Origin of the sequence: Tenacibaculum xiamenense (assembly GCF_964513065.1) — a bacterium.
Lineage (GTDB): Bacteria > Bacteroidota > Bacteroidia > Flavobacteriales > Flavobacteriaceae > Polaribacter > Polaribacter xiamenense.
Map to the genome: position 1 here is coordinate 1 of NZ_CAZEQU010000017.1, position 23,625 is coordinate 23,625.

Consider the following 23,625-nt stretch of genomic DNA (forward strand, 5'->3'; position numbering starts at 1 on the left):
TTAATCAATATAAAAATCTATTAACCAAAACATTAAAAACAAATATTAACATTTTTTAACATCTATATTTGTAACATTTATACACTTTATTCTTCTAATAGATAAATACCAGTTGGGAGGAAAGGTTTTCAAATTGTTGGCCTTTCCTCTTTTCATTTTAACAGCACGCACCTCATCAGTATAAAAACCTATTAAACAAAACATTAAAAACAAATATTAACATTTTTTAACATTTAATATTGTAACATTTATCCATTTTATTCTTCTAATAAATAAATACCAGTTGGGAGGAAAGGTTTTCAAATTGTTGGCCTTTCCTCTTTTCATTTTAACAACACACACTGCAGTAACATAAAGATTAGCTCGTCCTTTAATCTTCAACAATTTTCAAAAAAATAAATCGTGAATACCTAACAATGCTCTTACTATAAGTAAGCACAGAAATCAGTTCGAAGTATTTTGACCTCAAAATTACAACCACTAAAAAAGGCGGTCTAAAGAAATTACTTTTAGATCGCCTTCTCATTCTTAATGAAATATAAAATTTAAGTATCACTTAAATAAGGGGAAATTCAACAAGTAGCGGGACTACAATTATTTTGAAACTTCAAATTTTATATACTAAAGATACAATTTCTAATGTCATAATTTATCTGTTTAAGAATATTGAGGAAAATATTACACAAAAACAAATATAAACAACTGATTAACAAGAATTTAACCTAACACTATTACATCTAAAACCAAAACTAAACACTTGATTTTTAAGTTTTTAATCATAAAAACCTTTGCAATTTTTGAAAACCTAGCTTTTTTACTATTTTTATATGACCTTCTAATATAAAAACTACTACTAAGTAAAAGTTAATCTTTTTTGCTTAGTTGTATATGAATAAAAACCTTTCAAAACTGTATGCGAAAGTCGCTAAAAGACATTACAGGCCCTCAAAACTTTTTAAAAGAAGACGTGTTATTACATCTGTATTTGTTTTATCCCTTATCTTACTCCTGCTTTTTCCAGTTAAAAATTTCCCAAAAACTACTCAATTCCAGTTTGTAACACTTAATATATTTTATAGTTTTCTAATTACCAGCTCTTTAATAATTAATATAATTATACTCAAGCCCATTTCTTCTGAAAACTGGACCTACTTCAAGGAAATAATATTAGTATGTAGCACTACAATTGTATCTGTAATATTAATTTTGGGTAGCACACGAATAATTTTTCCAGATCACATATCTAAAGGTTTTGTTATAGATGCTTTTACTATAGGTATTGTTTTCAGTTTTTTTATCTACACTACATTAAGCTTTTTTACTTTGTTACGATATGTTCTAAATAACACACCTCTTAATATTGAATTAAGCGACACTCAACTGGTTGAAATTATTGGTAAAAACAAAAATGAAACACTTTTAATTCCAATTAAAAATTTACTATACATTAAGTCAGAAGGACATTATATAAATATATTCTACTTACTCAGTGAAAATCACGACGTAAAAAGTATTCTATTTCGAGAAAACATATCTAATATCCAGCAAAAGCTTCATTCCTATGAAATGCTATATCGATGCCATAAATCTTACTTAATTAACATGCTTCATGTTAAATACATCAACTCATATGGTAGTAAATCACATGTTGTATTAAAAGCTAATAACAGTAGAATTCCAGTGAGCTCGAATAAAGCCAAATACCTTATACAATATTTAAATCCCAAAAGCTGATTACACTTATCGGATATTAAAAATACTTTAGTATTCAATTATAATGCATGTTAGTTATAAATTTCAGATTATAAAGATACGGTCCAACATAAAAGATTAACATTTCATCGACAAACCGACTTCCATTAATCTTTTAAAAAGAAAACGTTAAACATAAAAAACTAATTTTAAATCAGTTGGGAGGAAAGGTTTTCTAACTTGGTTGGCCTTTTCTCTTTTCTTTTTCCATAAAACCTCCTTTTATCTTCAGGTTTTTCCCTATTTTCTTACTTTAATAAAATCACGCTAGAAAAAAAACACTAATTTTAGCACTACCAACAAACTACAAACTTTAATCAAATGAATAAGAAAACTCTTGGAATTGTTCTTATAATTGCCTTGATTCTCTTAATTTCGGGAATTTTCAAAGGGAATTACTCTGATGACTATGTAGAAGAATATTCGTATCAGGAATACGAAAAAGCTAGTAGAGATAAGTATCTTTCATTTAAAGAAAATATTCTTACCGAGCTTAAATCTCGATTAAATCTTGCAGAAAAAACAGAATGGCAAAACGACTACAATAATTTTCTTGGAACCACGAGTAGCCAATTTGAGGGACCTCAAGTTCATCTTGAAAAATTAATTTATAACGGAAAAGAATACTTTAGAGATTCCGTAATTAAACATAAAAACAAATACCCAGAGTTTGTTGGTGGTTTTAATATTCATGAGCTAATTTTTGATCCAGATAGTAAAACAAGAGGAAAACCAGATTTAAACATCAAAGTTACAGATCCAAGAGCTTATAATCCTATCGAAAATAAAAACTTATTGAGTATAGTGAATTCACTTGGGTTTGAATCCGAAGGAAAACCATATAAAACTTATACTAAAGAGGTATTTAGTATTATTGATTCGACCATAAAAATCGAAAGAATTCGTATGGATTTATGGTTAACTAAATTTAATATCACTCTTGAAACAAAAGCGTGGCAAGGGAGAAGAGATGGTGAAGATGATGGTCGAAGAGAAATAGCAAATCAGCGCCACTACCCTTTCGAAGTCGATCTAAAAATTTACCCAAATGTATCTCCTTGGTATGTTAACACAGGGAATTCTTTTGACATAAAACCAGATATTGCTGTTGGTGCTATTTATGTAAATAAAATTACCAAATTCCCAGAAGATGATGACAAAATTGGAGTTAGTCCAAGTGAACCTGGAATTCAACTACCTTTAGTTAAACAAGATTATTATAACAACTTAAACACCCCTGAAAAGCTTATTGAAGACAAAGCAGGTGATGCTACTGTATGGAACAAACCTATTTACGCAAAAGTATATTGTTCTAATATTGGAACTTATAGAAACCTTTTTCGCAAAGGTGATGAGAAAATATCGTTCGAATTGGTTATGCCTTTGCTTGTAAGAGGTAACTGGGACATTCGTATTCCAAACTCAATTATTCCCGAATATAAACCTCTTCCTCCTTACAGAAGAACACTTGCCGATGTTCTGATTCCTTCTTGGGGAATTGGTTTTTTTGGCAAAATAGCTTCGAGCTTACTCTATATTGTTATTTTAGTAGTAATTGGATTAGTATTTTTAAAGAAACTTATATAGAAATAGTTTTAGTTTTTAACCCTTTAATGAATTCTCAAAAGGAATCCGGTTAATAATACTTCGTCCAAGGGTTACCTCATCAGCGAACTCCAATTCATCACCGACAGAAATACCTCTAGCAATGGTTGAAGTTACAATATCATATTTTTCAACCTGTTTGTATATATAGAAGTTAGTGGTATCTCCTTCCATTGTAGAACTTAATGCAAAAATCAATTCCTTAACCTCTCCAGAACGAACCTTTTCAACTAATGATTCTATTTGTAAGTTCTGGGGACCAATACCTTCAATAGGTGAAATCTTTCCGCCCAGTACATGATATACTCCTTTATATTGAGCGGTATTTTCAATAGCCATCACATCTCGAATATCTTCTACAACACAAACTATTTCAGTATTTCTCTTTGGATTTGCGCAAATATCACACAATATTGTATCTGAAATATTATGACATTTTCTACATGTTTTTATTTCATTTCTCATAACATTCAGTGCTTCCGTCAAAAACTTTGTCGATTCTTTAGGCTGCTTTAATAAATGTAATACTAATCGCAATGCAGTTCGCTTTCCGATTCCAGGTAAACGGCTCACCTCATTAACCGCATTTTCAAGTAACTTCGAAGAAAAATCCATTCTACAAAATTACGATATTTAAAACTTAAATTAACGCCAATTTTCAACCATAATATAGTCGTTCTAGTTAGGCAAAAATTATCAAAATAACTACCTTTGATCCACTAAACAAAAATTAAGGATTTAATATGAATTTAGAGATAAAGGACTTAGAGCCAAAAGCTGTTTGGAGTCATTTCGCTGATTTAAATGCAGTTCCTCGCCCTTCAAAAAAAGAAGAGAGAGTTATTCAATTTATGGTTGATTTCGGAAAGAAGTTACAATTAGAAACTTTTGTTGATAAAGTTGGTAATGTAATTATGCGCAAACCAGCTACCGAGGGGATGGAAAACAGAAAAACTGTTGTTCTTCAAAGTCATCTCGACATGGTTCATCAAAAAAATGCAGATACCGATTTCGATTTTGATAGTGAAGGAATTAAAATGGTGATTGATGGCGATTGGGTTAAAGCCGATGGAACTACCTTAGGTGCCGATAATGGACTTGGGGTTGCTGCTATTATGGGAGTTTTGTCGTCTTCCGATATTGCTCATCCAGCAATTGAAGCGTTATTTACTATCGATGAAGAAACTGGAATGACAGGTGCCATGGGATTGGAAGGAAATGTTTTAACTGGTGATATTCTGTTAAACTTAGATACTGAAGAAGATGATGAAATTGGAATGGGATGTGCCGGAGGAGTAGATATTACAGCTACTAGAACTTATGAAATAGAAAGTACCCCTGAAAACTCCTCTTCTTACGAAATATCAATTACTGGTCTAAACGGAGGTCATTCAGGAATGGATATTCATAAAGGTTTAGGAAATGCCAATAAAATAATGAATCGCTTGTTATTTGATGGTTTTACTAATTTTGGTTTGCGTGTTTCTGAAATTAATGGAGGTAGTCTGCGTAATGCTATTCCTAGAGAAAGTTTTGCTACAGTAGTTATCGACACAGTTTCTAAGGAACCATTTTTATTCGAATTAAACGAGTTAATTAATAATATAAAAGCTGAGTATAAAAGTATTGAGCCAAACCTTGCTATCGAATTAAAAGAGGTTTCTTCACCAGAAAATGTAATGGAATTAGGTGTTCAAGAAGGATTTATTAAAGCTATTTACTCAGCATTAAACGGAGTATATCGTATGAGTCCTGATATTGAAGGTTTGGTTGAAACATCAAATAATATTGCTAGAGTTATTGTAAAAAATGGAGATATTAAAATTGGATGTTTGACACGTTCTTCTTCGGAAACTAATAAGTGGGATTTAGCAAACTCTTTAAGATCTTCTTTTGAATTAGCTGGTTTTGATGTTGAATTCTCAGGTTCATATCCAGGATGGTTACCTAATATTAATTCTGAAATTTTGAATACTGTAACCAAATTATATGAAGAACTTCACAATGAGAAACCTCATGTTGCTGCATGCCATGCAGGATTAGAATGTGGAATATTAGGACAAAACTACCCAAACATGGATATGGTTTCTTTTGGCCCCAATATTCGTGGAGCACATTCTCCTGATGAAAGAGCTCAAATTTCTTCAACTCAAAAATTTTGGAAGTTCTTACTTGAAATTTTAAAAAATACTCCAAGTAAAAACTAATCATAAATCAAAAAAGTAAAAAACAAGGACCAAAAGTCCTTGTTTTTTTATTTGGTTAATAGCTTCCCAAAGCTACTTCTTATTCGATTTACTACAACTTTTAAACTTAAAATTATGGATAGTATATTGAAAACTTATTTAACTTGAAACAATCACAACAAACCCTTAATTAATCTAAATAAACCACACAAAAAAGTTAATTTAATTACTTTTTGCAAAAAAAAATAATATATTCACAAAACCAAACTAATCACAACTTAAGTGAAAAACTACTATATCCATGAAAAAACTACTACTAACCACCTCTCTGGTTGGGCTCATTTGCACGGGCACCTCCCAGAACAGTTCTACTGTCTCAGAAATCTACTCCTCTTTTGACGAAACCCTAGGAGCATACAACACCAATTTAAGTTATGGTGATGTTTTTGAAGAACAATACAGAAAAATCACAAAAAACAACCACAACTTCTTTTTTAAAGATGAATTCTTAAAAGGTAGTGTCAGCTATCGTGGAGATATTTTTTTTAACATCGAATTAAAATATGATGTTGTAAATGATCTCTTAGTCGCTAGAATCAACAATCAAAATGAATCTATTGCAATTGTTCTTGAAAAACAACAAGTAGATACTTTTAAGATAAATAACTCTAACTTTATCAATACCTTCGATGAAAAATATGGCTTCTTAGAAGAACTTGTTAAAGCCGAGAATTTTTCAATTCTTAAGAAACATAAAAAGCTTGCTAGAAGCAAAAAAGACCTGCATTTTGTTCATCACGTATTCAAAAAAAAGAAAGATCGATTTTTCATTAAATATGGTAATAATTATCATGAAGTAAAGTCCAAAAAAGATTTTATCGCAGTCTTTCCAAACCAAAAAGAAATCATTTCTAAACATTTCAAAACTGAAAAAGAGTTACGGAAAAATGATTTCACGGCCTTTGTACATAAGCTCATGAACCATATTTAAGTCTTAAAAAATGCATTCTTTTATAAAAAATTTGTTCACAATCATTATTTTGATTGTGTCATACCCCCTACTATCACAGGAAACAGAACCTTTAGTTTCTTTAGATGCCAAAAACTTAACGAAAACTCAAATAATAGAGTTAATCGAAAAAAAAAGTAACTATAAATTTTACTTTATTGATAAATGGCTCGATACCACTCCAATGACCTTTAGTTTAGAAAATGCCAATATCAAAAAAGTATTATACACACTTTTTGATAGCAGTAAAATAAATTATTATATACTCGATAAGTATAAAATTATTCTTACCAATGGTAATTTAATAAAAAAGCCTCCTACATATGTCCAGTCAAATGCAGCATCACAAAATCAAAGCTCCATTCCAATATTAGTAGATTCTGATCTTAACGGAGAGTCTACGTACTTAAAAATAGGAAAAGAACAGGAAGTAAAACAAGCATCTTATAAGTTATCGGGTATTATAAGAAATGATAAAAATGGTGAACCTATTGAAGGTGTTACTATTGTTGAGAGAGAAAAAAACATTTATACGACCTCTAATAAAAATGGTTATTACGCTATTGAACTTCCATTTGGAAAAAACACTCTAGAATCATCTTTTGTTGGTTTTGAAATTGAACAAAAAAATCTAATTCTTTATGGAAATGGTAAACTAAACTTTTCAATCAACCCAAAATCTGAAGAGTTAGAAGAAGTCGTAATTAATGCAAATAAAAGCAGAAATATTAGGCAAACAATTGCAGGTATCAGTCAAATTAAGGCCCAAGAAATTAAAAATATTCCACTTGTATTGGGAGAAAGAGATATTTTAAAAGTGGCCGCAACACTTCCTGCTATTAAATCAACTGGAGAGGGTTCCGAAGGAGTTAATGTTAGAGGAGGAAAAGTAGATCAAAACTTATTCTTATTGGATGATGGTGTTATCTATAACCCGACACATTTTCTAGGTCTATTCTCTGCAATAAATCCATTTACCACTAATGACTTAAAAATATATACTGGAAATATTCCTTCTGAATATGGTGGAAGACTTTCCTCTGTTTTTGATATTAGTACCAAGGATGCTAGCAATAAAGAGTTCAAAGGTGAGGCTTCAATAGGTCCAGTAACGGGTAATATTAACCTTGAAATTCCAATTATAAAAGACAAATCAGGTTTAAATCTTGGTGTAAGAAGTACTTACTCCGATTGGGTGTTAGGCTTAATAGACAACAAAGACTTTGAAAAAAGTAGTGTTTCCTTTCATGATATCGTCGGAAAATATAGTCATAAGTTTAACGACAAAAACACGTTAACACTTACTGGGTATTATAGTCATGACAAATATCAGATAGCTTCAGATACTATAAATACCTATGGAAACACCATGTTTTCTTTGAATTGGAAACACCAATTTAATGAAAAACATCATGGAAATTTGATTTTATCTAATAGTAGTTATGGTTTTGACATAGATTATAAAAACGAAAACACTACCAATGGTTTTTTCCTTAATTATAAGATAAACGAAACCAACTTAAAACTCAAATTGAAGTATGACTATTCAAAATCTCATAAATTTACTTATGGTCTAGAATCGAAACTATATAATATAAGTCCTGGTAATATCGTTCCAAATGGAGATAATTCAGAAGTTATCCCACTAACAATAAGGGATGAAAGAGCTTTAGAAAATGGATTGTTTATATCTGATGAAATTAATGTTAGTCCTAAATTAAATTTCAATCTTGGTTTAAGGTTTAATCAATACCTTGCTCTAGGTCCTTCTACTCAAAGAGAATATGAAGCTAATAGACCTAAAAACCAATCAACCCTTGTAAATTCAACTGATTATGGTAACAACGAAGTTTTTCAAACATATAACGGATTAAGCTATCGATTAGCTACTCGATACGAACTAAGTGAAAGCCTGTCATTAAAAGCTAGTTTCAACAAATCGTTTCAATACATTCATCGTTTAAATAATAATACTACAGCCACTCCTGTAGATACCTGGCGTCTTTCTGACACGAATATAAAACCACAGGAAGGATCTCAAATATCACTCGGACTATTCAAAAACTTTAATGATGATCAATATGAAATGAGCCTTGAAGGTTATTATAAGAAATACAAAAACTTACTAGATTATAAAGTGGGTGCCACTCTTTTATTAAATGATCAAGTTGAAACACAAGTAATTCAAGGTAATGGAAAATCGTATGGTATTGAGTTTTTACTTAAGAAGAATTCAGGAAGACTAAATGGGTGGCTTGGATATAGTTATTCTCGTTCGCTAATTCAGCTAAACAGTATTTTTAGTGAAGAAAGGGTTAACAACGGAGAGTTTTTTCCAACTAATTACGATAAGCCTCATGATGTAAACGTTGTATTAAACTATAAGTTTACGAAACGATATAGTTTTTCTACCAACTTTACATATCAATCTGGTAGACCGATAACCTACCCTACTGGAAGATTTACAATTCGAGATGTAGAATATTTAACCTATAGTAATAGAAATCAATTTAGAATACCTGATTATTATAGATTGGATATTGGAATAAACATTGAAGGAAACCATAAGATTAAGAAATTTGCTCATAGTTTCTGGAATATTTCAATTTATAATGTGTTAGGAAGAAACAACCCGTATTCAGTATTCTTTCAAACATCTGATTCTGGAAATGTCGAAGCCTATCAAAGCTCAATCTTTTCAAGACCAATACCTACTATAACTTATAACTTCAAATTTTAGTAGTTATGAAAAAAACTATAATATGGATTAACTTAATTATAACAGTTTTCCTAATACATGGATGTATTGAATCAATTGACTTTAAATCTGAAACTTTCGAGAACCATCTAGTTGTAAGTTCAATTTTAACAAACGAAGTCAAAAATCACTCTGTTGAATTATCAAGAACTGTACCTATTGACTCTATAAAAATACAACCTGAAGAAAATGCTATTGTTACAATTATAGATGATTTAGGAACGACCTATAATTTTCAAGAAAATGAAAGTGGTTTATATATATCAACTGACGAGTTCGCGGCTCAACCTACTAGGTCATATACTCTAAAAATAACGACAAAAGATGGTGAAAACTATACCTCAACTGAAGAAACACTTCCAAACATTAGGGAAATTGAAGATATTTTTTTCACTGTAGAAAATAACCCCATTAGTAATACTCAAGATGTTTTTTTCAGAGTAAACAGTAAATTATCTGAAGGAAATGGAAACTATTATCGATATGAATATGACGAAACCTACAAGGTTACCCCTCCTTTTTGGAGCAATTTCAGACTAGAAATCCTGTCTGATGTTCAACCCTATTCTTTTGCTGTTGTTCCTAAAGACTTTGGAGTTTATGGTAGAGGCATATGCTACGGAAATGCATCATCTAAGACAATAATGCTAACAGAAACTAATACGATAAATCAAGATAAAGTATCTGGATTTCCTCTCAGAGCAATGCCAATAGACAGCTATATTATAGGTTTAAGGTATTCAATACTTGTTAAGCAATATGTATTGAATCAAAACACCTTTGATTTTTACACTCTGTTAGATAAATTTTCAGACTCGGACAATATCTTTTCGCAAGTTCAGGTTGGAAACATTCCTAGTAACATTACTCCCGAATCAGATCCAAACTCAGAAAAGGTTATAGGTTTTTTCGAAGTTTCAACAATCAATGAAAAAAGAGTCTTTTTTAATCGATCCGATATCACCGATTCATTGTATCAAAATTATGCAGGTGTAAGCGATTGCGGAACAATGATAACCCCTCAGGTTGAAGATAACTTCGGTTATTCTCCCCTATTAGATTATTTAAACACTGGGTGGATATTTGCCTCGCGCAATTTAGGTTCTCCTCCTCAACCAGGTGGACCATATTTTTTAACTAAAAAGAAGTGCGGTGATTGTAGGCATTTGGGACCTATAAATCCTCCTGATTTCTGGATTGAATAAAACATAACATTATGAAAAAATATACAATTTGGATTAATTTAATTTTAATAGTTCTCTTTGCGAATGGTTGCATTGAGTCCATTGACTTTCAGTCAGAAACTTTCGACAATCATTTGGTTGTTAGCTCAATTTTAACAAACGAATTTAAAAATCATACTGTTGAATTATCAAGAACGGTACCTATTGACTCTGTAAAAATACAACCTGAAGAAAATGCCATCGTTACCATTATTGATGACCTAGGAACTACCTATAATTTTCAAGAAAATGAAAGTGGTTTATATATTTCAACTGAAGAGTTCGCGGCAGAATCTTCAAGGTCATATACTCTAAAAATAACTACAAAAGACGGAAAAAATTACGCCTCAACTGAAGAAACACTTCCAAAGGTTAGGGAAATTGAAGATGTGTTTTTCACTATAGAAAATAACCCTATTACCAGCAATCAAGATGTTTTTTTCAGAGTAAACAGTAAATTATCTGAAGGAAATGGAAACTATTATCGATATGAATATGAAGAGACCTACAAGATTACCCCTCCCTTATGGAGCAATTTTAGAATAGAAATTGAGTCAGCTGTTCAGCCTTATTCATTTTCACTTGTTCCTAAAGATGTAACGATTTATGGAACGGGAACATGTTATGGAAATACATCATCAAAAACGATAATGCTTACAGAAACTAAAACTCTAAATCAAGATAAAATTTCTGGGCTTCCTCTCAGAAAAGTAGCTATAGACAGCTATATCATAGGTTTAAGGTATTCAATACTTGTTAGGCAATACGTATTAAATCAAAACACATTTGATTTTTACACTCTGTTAGATAAGTTTTCTGACTCAGATAATATATTCTCACAAGTTCAGATTGGAAATATTCCAAGTAATGTTAGTCCTGAATCAGATCCAAATTCAGAAAAGGTTATTGGTTTCTTTGAAGTTTCTACAATCAATGAAAAAAGAGTCTTTTTCAATCGATCTGACATCACAGATTCATTCTATCAAAATTATGCTAGTGCAACCGATTGCGGAACAATGATAGAACCTGAAATTAACGATGGCTTTGGTACTTCTCCGCTGTTAGATTATTTACGCACTGGATGGATATTTGCCGCTCCACACCCAGATTTCCCTCCCCCTCCTAACACGCCGTATTTATTAACTAAAAAGAAGTGTGGTGATTGCAGCCATTTGGGGGCTATAAATCGTCCTGATTTCTGGATCGAATAAAACATAACATCATGATTATAAAAAAATATATACTAATTATAAATATTTTGCTCTGTGGAATAGTTCTAGGGCAATCTCAAGCCTCAATGCATTTGAACGCAAATAAGTTTCCTGAAGAAAATATTTTTGTGCACAACAATAGTAATTTTCTATTAACAGGCGAAACTTTGTACTATAATGTATTTTGTTTGAGTAATGATAAGTTCAGTCAATTCAGCAAAGTCGCTTACCTAGAATTGATAAATAACAGCAATAAAAGTGTAGTTACTCAAAAAATAACATTGAAAGAAGGAACCGGATACGGCGATATTTTCATTAATGAAAATATTGAAACAGGTACCTACAAAATTATCGCTTACACAAATTGGATGAAAAATAAAAAGTCTTTTTTTGAAAAGAACATTTTTATTGTAAATCCTTTTTCTAACAACTTAAAAACGTCAAGTGAAAAATCAAGACCAGAACCTGTTTCTTCAATCTCAAAAAACGCAAGTACTCCTAATCTCTTTTATGGAAAGGAAGGTGTTTTTAGCAAAAGAGAGAAAGTTACCCTAAATTTAAATAGTCTATTAAGTAAAAAAGGTACCTATTCCATATCTATCAAACAAAAAAACAATTTTGAATTAGAAAGCAAGGCAACTTTAAATAGTTCAAAAAAGAATTCTTCAAAGTTCTATCTTCCAGAACTAAGAGGTTCCATTATTCATGGAAAAGTAACTTCTAAACAACCTATTACCTCAAGTATAAAACTATCGCTGTCTAAAGTTAACAATAAAGGCAGTCTACCTTTAACTGCAGTAACTAATAGTAAAAATGAATTTTATTTTAATATTTCCGATATAAATACGGAGAAATTATACATTCAAATACTCGAAAACAAACGTGAAGATTATAAAATTGAGCTTTTAGAAAAAAAACCACTATCTCAAAACTATGGTTACTTTCCTGAACTATATTTAAACGACGCTGTTAATGATATTATTGATCGTAGAAGTATTTATTCACAAATTGAAAATGCTTATTATTCTATCAAAAAAGACAGTATTGCTCAGGAAAATAAAAAGAATAATTACATGAGTCTAGTGGATGTAACATATAAATTAGATGACTACAAAAGATTCAAAACCGTTAAAGAAACTTTCGTCGAAATTATTGATAGAGCAGGTTTTACAAAATACAATGGAAAACAAGCTTTAAAAGTAACTAATTTAACCTCATCCCTCCATCAAAAACATCAACCTACGCTTTTAATTATTGATGGAAGAATTGTTGTCGATCACGAAAAGCTCTTAGATTATGATGCGCGAAAAATCAACTCAATTTCGCTCGTTAAAAACAATTACTTTTATGGGAACACTATTTACCAAGGTGTTATTATAATTAATACTTTTAAAAATGATTTCTTTGACGACTTTTCTAATTTCCATGAAATAAAAGTACTTCCAAATCAACCTGAAAAGAAATACTTCTTTCAAAACAACAGTAATGCCAAAAATGAAAGGATACCAGATTTTAGAACCCAGTTATATTGGAATCCTAATATTGGTTTAAAAACAAAAGAAGTTACATTTTACACTTCTGATGTAGCAGGTGAGTTTGAAATAGATCTTGTTGGATATACCGACCAAGGTAAATTTATTTCCCTCAAACGCACCTTTTCAGTTCAATAGTAAAAAAACAAGGGCTTAAGTCCTTGTTTTTTTTTACTTTTATGCGATGAATTTTCTAGCGCATTTATACCTTTCAAAAAACAATGACGAAATCATGATTGGTAATTTCATTGCCGATCATATAAAAGGTAATAAGTTTTCTCATTTTTCCGAAAACATTCAAAAAGGTATTATACTTCATAGAGCTATTGATTCTTATACAGACTCTCATGAAATCGTTCGTATAAGTAAAAGAAGATTACATGAGAGATATGGACATTATGATGGAATTATCATAGATATTTTTTACGACCATTTTTTAGCCATCAATTGGCGTGATTATTCTGAAATACCTTTAGACATCTATGTGTCCTCTGTTTATAAACTACTTGAAAACAACTTCGATATTCTTCCTGAGAAAACACAGCATCTACTTCCTTATATGGTTAAATATAATTGGCTATATAACTATCAATTTGCAAAAGGAATTAAAGATGTTCTTAATGGAATGAATAATAGAACTAATGGAAAATCAATGATGAATCTTGCTACCGAAGATCTACTACTACATTATGATTCCTTTCATAACGACTTCACCAAATTCTTCAAAGACCTTCAACATTTTTCTGAAATTAAAACAAACGAACTATTGACAAACTAATCTAATTTTAATCAAATGAAAAAATCACTAATCTTATTCATTAGCAGCTGCTTTCTAATTAGTAGTTGTAAAACTAGTGTTCCTGAAAAAAAAGTAGTTAAAGGAATAATTGCTGATAAGGCAATGGTTGTTTCTGCTAGAAAAGAGGCTTCCAAAATAGGAATTGATATTTTAAAAAAAGGTGGAAATGCTTTCGACGCTATGATGGCCACAGAACTCGCTTTAGCAGTTTCTTATCCTTATGCTGGCAATATTGGTGGTGGTGGTTTTATGGTTTATCGCACAAACGAAGGAAAAATTGGAGCCTTAGATTATAGAGAAAAAGCTCCTTTAGCTTCTCATAGAGATATGTATTTGGACGAGGATGGGAATATTATTAAAAACAAAAGCACTTCCGGAGCCACAGCAGTTGGAGTACCTGGAACCATTGCGGGTGTATTCGAAGCTCATAAAAAATTTGGTAGTTTAACTATAAAAGAGATCATTCAACCAGTAATTGACCTTGCTAATAGAGGTGTTGTTGTTACTGAAAAACAAGAAAAACGCCTTCAAAAACATAAAAAAGACTTCTTCAGAGTAAATAAAGATACCATTCCTTTGGCCAAGACATGGAAATCTGGTGATACCATAAAATACAACGCTTTAGCGAAAACATTAACTAGAGTTTTAGAAAATGGTAGAGATGAATTTTATAAAGGTGAAACTGCGAAAAAACTAGCAAGTTTTTTACAGCAAGAAGGAGGTTATGTTACCGAAGAAGATCTTGCCAAATATGAGGCAAAATGGAGAACTCCTATAGTATTTTCTTATGACGACCTAAAAATTATTTCTATGTCGCCTCCTTCAAGTGGAGGTGTATGTCTTACGGAAATCATGAACGCCATTGAACCTTTTGATCTGCATGAATACGGGCACAATTCTTCGAAATCAATTCAAGTAATTACAGAAGCCGAAAGACGAGCTTATGCCGATAGAAGTTATTTTTTAGGAGATCCTGATTTCGTATCTATTCCTATGGACAAGTTATTAAGTAAAGCCTATGCAGCAGAGCGAATGAGTTCATTCTCTTTCGAAAAAGCAACAAAATCTAAAGATTTATCTCATGGCAACATTGAAATTATTGAAAGTGATGAAACTACGCATTACTCGATTGTTGATCAATTCGGAAATGCTGTTTCTGTTACCACAACGATAAATGCCGCATTTGGATCGAAATTATATGCTTCTGAGCTTGGTTTTTTCTTAAATAACGAAATGGATGATTTCAGCAGTAAACCAGGAGAACCTAATATGTTTGGGCTTGTTGGAGCTAAAGCAAATGAAATAGCTCCAGAAAAAAGAATGTTGAGCTCTATGACTCCCACAATTATTGAAAAAGAAGGTAAACTTTGGATGGTTGTTGGAACACCGGGCGGATCTACAATTATTACTTCCGTGTTGCAAACCATCTTGAATGTACATGAATATAATATGGGAATGCAGGAAGCTGTTGATCAACCCAGGTTTCACCATCAGTGGTTACCAGATGTAGTAAAAATGGAACCAAATAGTTTTCCTCAAGAAGTAAAAACTGCTCTTACCCAAAAAGGATATACTATTGACGAAGCAAACTCTCCTGTAATTGGTAAGGTAGATGCGATTTTAGTATTACCGAATGGTACATTAGAAGGAGGTGCTGATCGAAGAGGTGATGACACAGCCATTGGTTTTTAGCCAAAAAAAAAGTATTTCAAAAATTAATCTGCCCAAACCCCGATACAAAAGTATCGGGGTTTGAATATTTTTAATAAAAATTTAAACTGTTTTTCACTTCTCCCTTTTCTTTAGAAGAACTATTCCAATCCAAGCAAACCAAACGATTTGAGTTAATCCAAAAATTGCCCCTAAATCCGATAAACCAGGAAATACAGAAGCAATTCCAGCCACTCCAACGATTAGCCCTAAATAATTCAAGAATTTTGAGAAAACTCTTTGTTTTATTCCGAAGTAACTTATAAAAAATACCCACAACCCTCCTACGACTTCAATTCCACCACCCAATCCTCCTTGGATTGCATCAATTGTTTTCCATACAGTTACTGCTGAAGACTTGTCGGTAGCAAATATCGTTGCAATCGATTCCAAACCAACATTTGCAACCATTCCACTAGCAATAACCAATCCTGACCAAATAAAGCCTAAAATTGGTGCTACCTTGGATGCCATTAAGGAATTTTTATTAAAATTATCATTTATAACAATAGTTAAAGGAATAAGGATAATTCCAAATAGAACATAAATGAGTAAGTTCCAAACTTGAAATAATGTTTTATTATTTAAAACAAATTCTAATTTGTCAATGTCTTCTATAAGGCCTTCCATTCCTGGAGATAAAAAGAAAACTAAATATGTAAAACCAATTACATATAGAAATGCTTCGGTTATAGCGGAGTACCCTCCTATTTTATGATTGTTCATGGTAAGTTTTTATATTTAAGACGATTTACTGGTTATTTTGCTACGGTAATTTACATATTTTCAAATATTTAATTTGGAATTCCTCTTTAAAAAAACAAAAAACACCCCATAAATAATGGAGTGTTTTTTACCAATAAAATAATATGTTATCCTCTTAATTTTCTAACGTATTCTTCATATACTCTTCAAGCTCGTGTTTTGCTTTTAAGACCTCAACTTCCTTAGCTGATTTACCTCTTTCTCTTTCTACATAACCATTAAATATATGGCTCAAATATAAAGGAGAGCTCGGTCGGTTATCTTTATCTTCTACATCAAAATTCACAGCATTATGACAAGTAAAACAATTCACTAACGTATTCGCTTTTATTTTTGATAAATCATTTTGGAATGTCTGCGTATAAGTTTCCATTGTAACATTAGCACAATTTAATGACCCTCTTGCCAAAGAACCTTCTTTACCATTATCTATACCTTGTCCCAATTCAACAATCTTTTTAGCTTGTTCTTCTGGGCTCATACCATCCGTATTTATCCATATGGAACCATTATAAAAATAATTTCTCCAAACATCCTTTAAGTTCTTCTTTACACATTCATTGAGGTTATTGACATTGTCAAAATTCTTTTTACCTCCTTGAGATGTTTTCATATAACTTCCATCAGGATTTCTTGGTACACCATATTGAAACAAATCATAAGCTTTGTCTTTTACATTTGGTTGATGCTTCAATGTATCCCAAGTTATAGCATCTAAACCAGAGGTTTCTCCTTTCTCAAATAATAGCTTTTGATCTTTAGAAGTAGCTTTATTCTGTTTCCAATTATAGTTTGGTGCTAAATCATCATGCTCAAAAGTTGCCCAAATAAATTCTGGATGGTTTTCTACTACTCCAACTACATGCATCCCTAACATTGCTACTTCTGTTTTAGAATAGTTAATTGTATCTCTACTAATAGCGGCGGTAGTTACATAATAATTTGATAGTTCTTCCTTAGGTATTGCTGAAGTCGCAACCCAAGAAACCTTGAGTTCCAAGGCTCCTACAGGAAAAGTTTTATAATTATTTTCATCAAGCTCTCCACTTATAATAGCGTTTTTAAATTTTTCTGCAGATTTCTTCAAAATTGGATCAATATGAATTGAATAAAACACCGTTTCAGATTTATTATCAGAGTTGAATTTAGGGTTTGTTTTAAGAACACCTCCAGGACCTGCTTGTAATGTATCTGTTAATATAACATTTACTCCTTCCACATCTTTAACTGGCTTCATGTGAGAATCTACCTGAAATATTTTCTCATGATTTAAGAAAAGTGGTATTTCAGCTTCTTCAACTAATGTTGGTTTTGTCAGCCATAAAAACTTCTGCCAAGACCACTGATGGAACATTCTATTGGTAGAACTATCTGTATCAAATGGGCTTCCTTTACCTTCCGCTGGGTTTTTCGTTTGTGAATGAGGGAACCATGATTTTTCACATAATTCTGTTGAGGAAGACGTTGCATAGACTGAATCAATTTCCTTTTTAGATGATTCTTGTTTCTTTTTACATGAACTAAAGAATACAACACCTAAAGAAAGTGTAATACCTAAAGTTGATTTTAAAATTAATCTCATAGTATGTTAGTTTTGTAATTGCCTGCAAAAGTGAAACAATAATTTTATTGAAGTCAAGAAAAAGTCATGAGCTCGTTGAAATTGGTTATAACAAGCTAAATTTCGATCATAATTGTAACAACTGCTTCAATTGTTGGCTTGATAAGGTATTAAAACAATTACCAACATAACCTTAAATTCGATCTATATCTTTAGATATTACTGATTTTTTTTATCTCTTTTTATTATCTTTAAGAAAACGAACAAACAATGAGTAAACATCATGAATTTATGACTGAAGCAGTAAAAGCTGCTTTAAAAGGAATGAGAAATAATGAAGGAGGTCCTTTTGGATGCATTATCGTTAAAGATGGTGAAATTGTAGGAAGAGGAAATAATATGGTTACCTCAACGAACGACCCGACAGCTCATGCCGAGGTAACGGCCATTCGTGATGCTTGTAAAAATCTTGGTACTTTTCAATTAGATGGTTGTGTTGTTTATACTTCTTGTGAACCTTGCCCTATGTGTTTAGGTGCAATTTATTGGGCTCGCCCTGATAAAGTTTACTACGGAAGTGGACAGGAAGATGCAGCTGATATCGGGTTTGATGATGCCTTTATTTATAAAGAAATTCCTTTGCCGTACCACAAAAGAAGTATTCCTTTTGAACAAATAGGAAGAGAAATAGCTCTTGAACCCTTTCAAAAATGGGCAGGTAAAAATGATAGAATTGAGTATTAAAAAAAAGATTAATACAAAAAAACCTCTCTTTTCTATAAAGTCCAGAGAGGTTCAATCTATACTCAATCGTAAAACTTTATTTTAATTTGTTTCTCTGGTAATCCAATAATTCTTGCTTACTTTTTTCTAATTCTACCTCTTCAAAGGTTTTATTATCAACCTTTCTTCCTACAAAACCTCTAAAAATATGACTTAAATACAATGGTGAATTATGATCACTGTAAATAGAATTATGACAACTAAAGCAATTAGCTAAATTCCCTACACTAATTTCCTCTATACTATCTTGGAAAGTTTGCGTATACGTTTCCATAGTTACATTAGCACAATTCAATGAACCCCTAGCGTATGAGTCTGGAGTTGCGTCGGAAATACTTCCCTTTAATTTAACCAACAATTCTGCCTGCTGTTTCGGACTTAAACCATCGGTATTTAACCAAATAGAACCATTATAAAAATAATTTTTCCAAACATCCTTTAAATTTTTCTTAACGCATGCGTTTATATTTTCAATGTTCTCAAAGTTCAGAGGTTCTTTTTGGCTAGTTTCCATAGGACTAGCTCCTTCATTCTTGGGTACTCCATATTGAAACAAATCAAACGCTTTATACTTTTCTTTTGCTGAGGATCCCATCCAGGTAATTCCATTAATTCCAGATGTTTCCCCCTTTTTAAATAACAATAAGTCCTTATCAGAACTTGCCTTATTATCTTTCCAATTATAATTGGGTGCCATTTCATTATGCTCAAACGTTGCCCAAATAAACTCTGGATGGTTTTCAACTACTCCAACAACATGCATTCCCAACATGGCCACTTCCGTATTCTCATAGTTTTTACCATCTCTTGTAATGGCTGCAATAGCTGTGTAATAATTATTCAAATTGCTCTTGGCAATAGCGGTAGTTGCCACCCATGACACCTTCAATTCTAAAGAACCAACTGGAAAAACAGACTGATTATCTCTCTGCAAACTACTATTTAAAATAGAGTCTTTGAAACTCTCCGCAGCCTTTAACATTATCCCATTTGTATGAATTGAATAAAACACAGTTCCTTCCTTCCCTGTAGTTCCATAAGCTGGATTTGTTTTCAATACACCACTAGACCCCGCTTGTAAAGTATCTGATAATACCAATAACGCTCCAGACTGTTGTTCTACTGGAAACATATGTGAATCTACTTGAAGTAGCTCTTTGGAATCTAAAAATAATGGTGTACTGCCTCCATTAGAAGGTATCGGTTTTGTAAGCCATAAAAACTTTTGCCATGACCATTGGTGAAATATTGCATTGGTAGTACTAATTGTATCGAAAGGACTTCCTTTGCCTTCCTCTGGAGGAGGTGTTTGAGCATGAGGAAACCAAGAGCTTTCACATAATTCTTTAGTTGAAACTTCATTATAACTCGATATGTTTACATCATTCTCTTTTTTACTCTTTTCCTTTTTACAAGATATGCTGAAAACAATACAGCAAGCAAAAACAAAGCAATAGGTTGCCTTTATTATTTTTTCCATGATTTGTTGGTTTTTGTTAAAACCTAAGATAATCAGCGAAATAAAACGCAGGTCGTTTTTTTCCTTAAGAGTCTAATTTTAAAGTATAAGAGTAACAATTTTCACCATATCTGAAAATCACTCGCAATCAACCAATTAAACAAGCCATGAACTCCACATTTATTCTGTTTACTAATAAATTGCATTTATTAATGCATATTTTTAAACTTCGTTCTTTATCTTTTTTATCTTTAGATCAAAGATTTTTACTCTTTTTACAATTATTTTTTACTATGATTACACTAGAAAACGATTATATACAAATAGAAATAAAGGAAGTTGGTGCCGAACTCTGCAAAGTATATTCAAAACAAACAGGTTTAGATTACCTATGGAAAGGTGATCCTCAATTTTGGAAACGACATTCTCCTGTTTTATTCCCTATTGTAGGTAAACTTCTTGGTAATTCTTATACTATTAATAACTCAAAATATGAATTAACTCAACATGGTTTTGCAAGAGATTTAGACTTTGAAGTTTTGAATAAAACGAACAATAGCATTCTTTTAGAAACTCAATATTCAGAAGAAACACTTTTAAAATATCCCTATAAGTTTTCTTTACAAATTGGATATGAATTAAAAGAAAGTCGCATCGATGTCTCTTACAACGTTATCAATAAAGATGATAAATCTATAAATTTCTCTATTGGAGCGCATCCTGCTTTTAACTGCCCTATATCGCAGGGTACTTCTTTTAATGATTATTTCATTGAATTTGAAAAAGAAGAGCATCCTATTCTACATTCATTGAATCCACAAACTGGTTTCAGAAAAAAAGATACGGAAAGAGTAAAGCTGGATAAAACTATTCCTCTTTCATATAACTTGTTTGACAACGATGCTCTTATGTTTGAAGGCCTTGAATCGAAAAAAATTTCGCTAAAATCAAATAAACACGAACACGGTGTTCATTTTTACATTCCTAACTGGAGATACATGGCTTTTTGGACTCAAAAAGGTAATGCTCCTTTTATCTGTTTTGAGCCTTGGATGGGAATCGCTGATGAAGAAAATACAGATCAAGTATTTGAAACCAAAACAGGAATTATGAATTTAGATGTAAATCAATCGTACGAAAATCAATATTCAATGGAGTTTTTTTAATAATAAAACTCTAAACTTATTTTGACTTTTCCTATTTCCTAAAAAACAAAAAGTCAAGATTAGCTCTTAAAGAATATTGTTACAATACCAAATCCAATGTTTTTTTACGTTGGATTTTTTTTGTTTCTGTTTCCACAAATTTTGGGATTAAAAACACCTCTTTTGGTTTTTCATATTTTGTCAAAGTTACCAACTCCTTAACCTTTCTCTTAATTTCCATTAGTTTGCTTTCTGTTCTATTTCCTTCAAGAATCAATACTAGTTTTTCTCCCAAAACGGCATCAGGAATACCAGAAACGAAAAAACGTTCTTCAATAATATCAGATAATTTTTCTTCTATGGTTTCTGGGTTTAATTTTACTCCACCAGAATTGATAATGTTATCAAATCTGCCTAACCATTCAAAAGAAGTGGTCGAGTGTAATTTCACTATATCATTTGTTGTCACAAGCTCTTCCGAAACTTTTGGAGCTCGTATAATCAAACAACCTCTATTATCTATATCCAATGAAACGTTTGGTAAAGTATTATAAAATGAATTATGTCTATTCTCTTTATTTAGTTTTTTAACTGCAATATGAGTTATTGTTTCTGTCATTCCGTAAGTTGCAAAAATCTCGGTAGAGCTATTTTGGATTTCTTTTCTCAAGTCATTATTGACAACTCCTCCTCCAACAATTAATTTTTTCACCTTGTTGAGTTCTCCAAGGCTAGCTTGCAATTGCATTGGAACCATTGCAGAAAAATCATATATTTTCTTACTAGCAGATAAAGGATTTGCCGCAGGTGCTACAACATCGATATGCCAACCAAGTACCATTGCTCTTACCAACATCATTTTACCAGCAATATAACCTGCTGACATACATAACAAGGCAGAAGTATTTTCATACAATCCGAAAAACGCTCCAGTTGCTTTTGCTGAGTTTATCATATGTTCTTTTCTCAGCTTAATAGGTTTTGGTTGCCCCGTAGACCCAGAAGTATTTACAATAACAAAATCCTCTTCGTTAAACCAATCATTCAAAAAATTGTTAATCTCTGTTGAAAGTGTTCGGGAGAAATCCAATAATTCATTTGAAGATTCAAACCAATTGTCATTTAATCGAAAACAAGAATGAACATACATTTGTCTATGCATTAAATCCTTTTATTTCTTCAACATTCTCATCCTTAAATGGTTTATCTATCCTTCCAAACAATTTCTCTTTCCAATTTGTCCATCCGTATTTTTTCGAAAAAATTATAAGTAAAATGGGATACAAAACTAATACAGGTAAAAACATTTCCAATCCAACCGACGGTTCTGATGTATCAATATATAAAGCTTCGGTTTGAAAAACAGTCCAATCTGTAGTAACAAAAAAAGCAGCTACAATATTATTAATTGCATGTAGTCCTAGTGCTAATTCAGTTCCTTCATCTAACAGTGTCACAATTCCAAAAAAGAAACCTGTACCAATATAAAATACCATTGAAATAGGACCTAATTTATCAACCTCTGGGTTTGCACCATGCAATAATCCAAAGGCAACCGAAGTAATTATCAAAGGAAACCATCTGTTCTTCACTAATATTCCCAAACCTTGCATAAGGTACCCTCTGAATAGCAACTCTTCAAAAGAAGTTTGAATTGGTATAAATAAAAATGAAATTGTGATTAATATAAGAAATGGTATAGGCTTAAAATTCCATACGTAATTTGCTGGTTCGAGAACAATTCCTAGTCCAACTACAAAAATTGAAATAAGTCCCCAACTAATGAAACCAAACCAAAACCTTTTCCAGTCAATATGGTTTCTACTCGTTACAATGGTTTTGAAAGCCCTTTTATGAAGAAACCTTACCCCCATAAATAAAAACAACAAACCACAAGCGAAAGTTATAATCATCAAAAGCAAAAATAAGTTGCTATTTATACCCAAAGTCATAAAGCTATCCTGAGCAGCTCTGGTAAATTCATCCATGTCTTCAGAATGCATGATTGCAGCTATCAATAGAGGAAGTACTCCAATAAATTGCCATCCTAAAATAACAACGAATAATACAAGTAAATAAATATACCATTCGTTTCTTCCTTTGTATGCTTGTTGTATAAAGTTCATA

General features: G+C 31.6%; 18 protein-coding genes. 12 read left to right on the forward strand and 6 right to left on the reverse strand.

Going from position 1 to position 23,625, the window contains the following annotated elements:
- Positions 1–888 precede the first annotated feature (888 nt).
- The gene (locus ACKTTV_RS08445) at positions 889–1,734 is read left to right on the forward strand and encodes a LytR/AlgR family response regulator transcription factor (protein WP_408030397.1); all 846 of its coding nucleotides are present in this window, start codon (positions 889–891) and stop codon (positions 1,732–1,734) included.
- A 339-nt stretch (positions 1,735–2,073) separates the two neighbouring features.
- Complete coding sequence (locus ACKTTV_RS08450) at positions 2,074–3,339, forward strand: hypothetical protein (protein ID WP_408030398.1); 1,266 nt, start codon at positions 2,074–2,076, stop codon at positions 3,337–3,339.
- Positions 3,340–3,354: 15 nt separating this feature from the next.
- Here the strand turns inward: ACKTTV_RS08450 and recR are convergent, their stop codons facing one another.
- Positions 3,355–3,972: a recombination mediator RecR gene (recR, locus tag ACKTTV_RS08455; protein WP_408030399.1), complete on the reverse strand. Its 618-nt coding sequence runs from the start codon at positions 3,970–3,972 to the stop codon at positions 3,355–3,357.
- Positions 3,973–4,100: 128 nt separating this feature from the next.
- Here recR and ACKTTV_RS08460 point away from each other — a divergent pair, with 128 nt between their 5' ends.
- The 8 genes from ACKTTV_RS08460 (at position 4,101) to ggt (ending at position 15,767) form a co-directional block, all read left to right on the forward strand.
- Entirely contained in the window at positions 4,101–5,564 is a 1,464-nt protein-coding gene (locus tag ACKTTV_RS08460; protein WP_408030400.1) for an aminoacyl-histidine dipeptidase, read from the forward strand.
- 280 nt (positions 5,565–5,844) lie between these two features.
- Positions 5,845–6,534 (forward strand): hypothetical protein, encoded by a 690-nt coding sequence (locus ACKTTV_RS08465; protein WP_408030401.1) that lies wholly within the window; start codon positions 5,845–5,847, stop codon positions 6,532–6,534.
- A gap of 31 nt (positions 6,535–6,565) precedes the next feature.
- A complete protein-coding gene (locus ACKTTV_RS08470) occupies positions 6,566–9,292 on the forward strand; it encodes a TonB-dependent receptor (RefSeq protein ID WP_408030402.1) in 2,727 nt (908 codons plus the stop codon).
- A 5-nt stretch (positions 9,293–9,297) separates the two neighbouring features.
- Positions 9,298–10,515, forward strand: a complete 1,218-nt coding sequence (locus ACKTTV_RS08475) for a DUF4249 domain-containing protein (RefSeq protein ID WP_408030403.1) — start codon at positions 9,298–9,300, stop codon at positions 10,513–10,515.
- 11 nt (positions 10,516–10,526) lie between these two features.
- The gene (locus ACKTTV_RS08480; protein WP_408030404.1) at positions 10,527–11,744 is read left to right on the forward strand and encodes a DUF4249 domain-containing protein; all 1,218 of its coding nucleotides are present in this window, start codon (positions 10,527–10,529) and stop codon (positions 11,742–11,744) included.
- Positions 11,745–11,755: 11 nt separating this feature from the next.
- Entirely contained in the window at positions 11,756–13,414 is a 1,659-nt protein-coding gene (locus ACKTTV_RS08485) for a hypothetical protein (RefSeq protein ID WP_408030405.1), read from the forward strand.
- A gap of 46 nt (positions 13,415–13,460) precedes the next feature.
- A complete protein-coding gene (locus tag ACKTTV_RS08490) occupies positions 13,461–14,054 on the forward strand; it encodes an acyl carrier protein phosphodiesterase (RefSeq protein WP_408030406.1) in 594 nt (197 codons plus the stop codon).
- Positions 14,055–14,069: 15 nt separating this feature from the next.
- Complete coding sequence (ggt, locus tag ACKTTV_RS08495) at positions 14,070–15,767, forward strand: gamma-glutamyltransferase (protein WP_408030407.1); 1,698 nt, start codon at positions 14,070–14,072, stop codon at positions 15,765–15,767.
- Positions 15,768–15,860: 93 nt separating this feature from the next.
- Here the strand turns inward: ggt and ACKTTV_RS08500 are convergent, their stop codons facing one another.
- Both ACKTTV_RS08500 and ACKTTV_RS08505 read right to left on the reverse strand, forming a co-directional pair.
- Positions 15,861–16,511 (reverse strand): hypothetical protein, encoded by a 651-nt coding sequence (locus ACKTTV_RS08500; protein ID WP_408030408.1) that lies wholly within the window; start codon positions 16,509–16,511, stop codon positions 15,861–15,863.
- Between the two features lie 154 nt (positions 16,512–16,665).
- Positions 16,666–18,132 (reverse strand): hypothetical protein, encoded by a 1,467-nt coding sequence (locus ACKTTV_RS08505; RefSeq protein ID WP_408030409.1) that lies wholly within the window; start codon positions 18,130–18,132, stop codon positions 16,666–16,668.
- Positions 18,133–18,381: 249 nt separating this feature from the next.
- Between ACKTTV_RS08505 and ACKTTV_RS08510 the strand changes: the two genes are divergently transcribed.
- Entirely contained in the window at positions 18,382–18,855 is a 474-nt protein-coding gene (locus tag ACKTTV_RS08510) for a nucleoside deaminase (RefSeq protein WP_408030410.1), read from the forward strand.
- 76 nt (positions 18,856–18,931) lie between these two features.
- On the opposite strand, the gene ACKTTV_RS08515 is transcribed toward ACKTTV_RS08510, so the two are convergent.
- Positions 18,932–20,374, reverse strand: coding sequence for a hypothetical protein (locus ACKTTV_RS08515; protein WP_408030411.1), 1,443 nt, complete (start codon positions 20,372–20,374; stop codon positions 18,932–18,934).
- Between the two features lie 272 nt (positions 20,375–20,646).
- Between ACKTTV_RS08515 and ACKTTV_RS08520 the strand changes: the two genes are divergently transcribed.
- Positions 20,647–21,519: an aldose 1-epimerase family protein gene (locus ACKTTV_RS08520; RefSeq protein ID WP_408030412.1), complete on the forward strand. Its 873-nt coding sequence runs from the start codon at positions 20,647–20,649 to the stop codon at positions 21,517–21,519.
- A gap of 79 nt (positions 21,520–21,598) precedes the next feature.
- Here the strand turns inward: ACKTTV_RS08520 and ACKTTV_RS08525 are convergent, their stop codons facing one another.
- Together ACKTTV_RS08525 and ACKTTV_RS08530 are read right to left on the reverse strand one after the other, a co-directional pair.
- Positions 21,599–22,660, reverse strand: coding sequence for an AMP-binding protein (locus tag ACKTTV_RS08525; protein WP_408030413.1), 1,062 nt, complete (start codon positions 22,658–22,660; stop codon positions 21,599–21,601).
- Positions 22,653–23,624, reverse strand: a complete 972-nt coding sequence (locus ACKTTV_RS08530) for a CPBP family intramembrane glutamic endopeptidase (protein WP_408030414.1) — start codon at positions 23,622–23,624, stop codon at positions 22,653–22,655. Before ACKTTV_RS08530 ends, ACKTTV_RS08525 begins: the two co-directional genes overlap by 8 nt.
- Position 23,625: the final 1 nt, after the last annotated feature.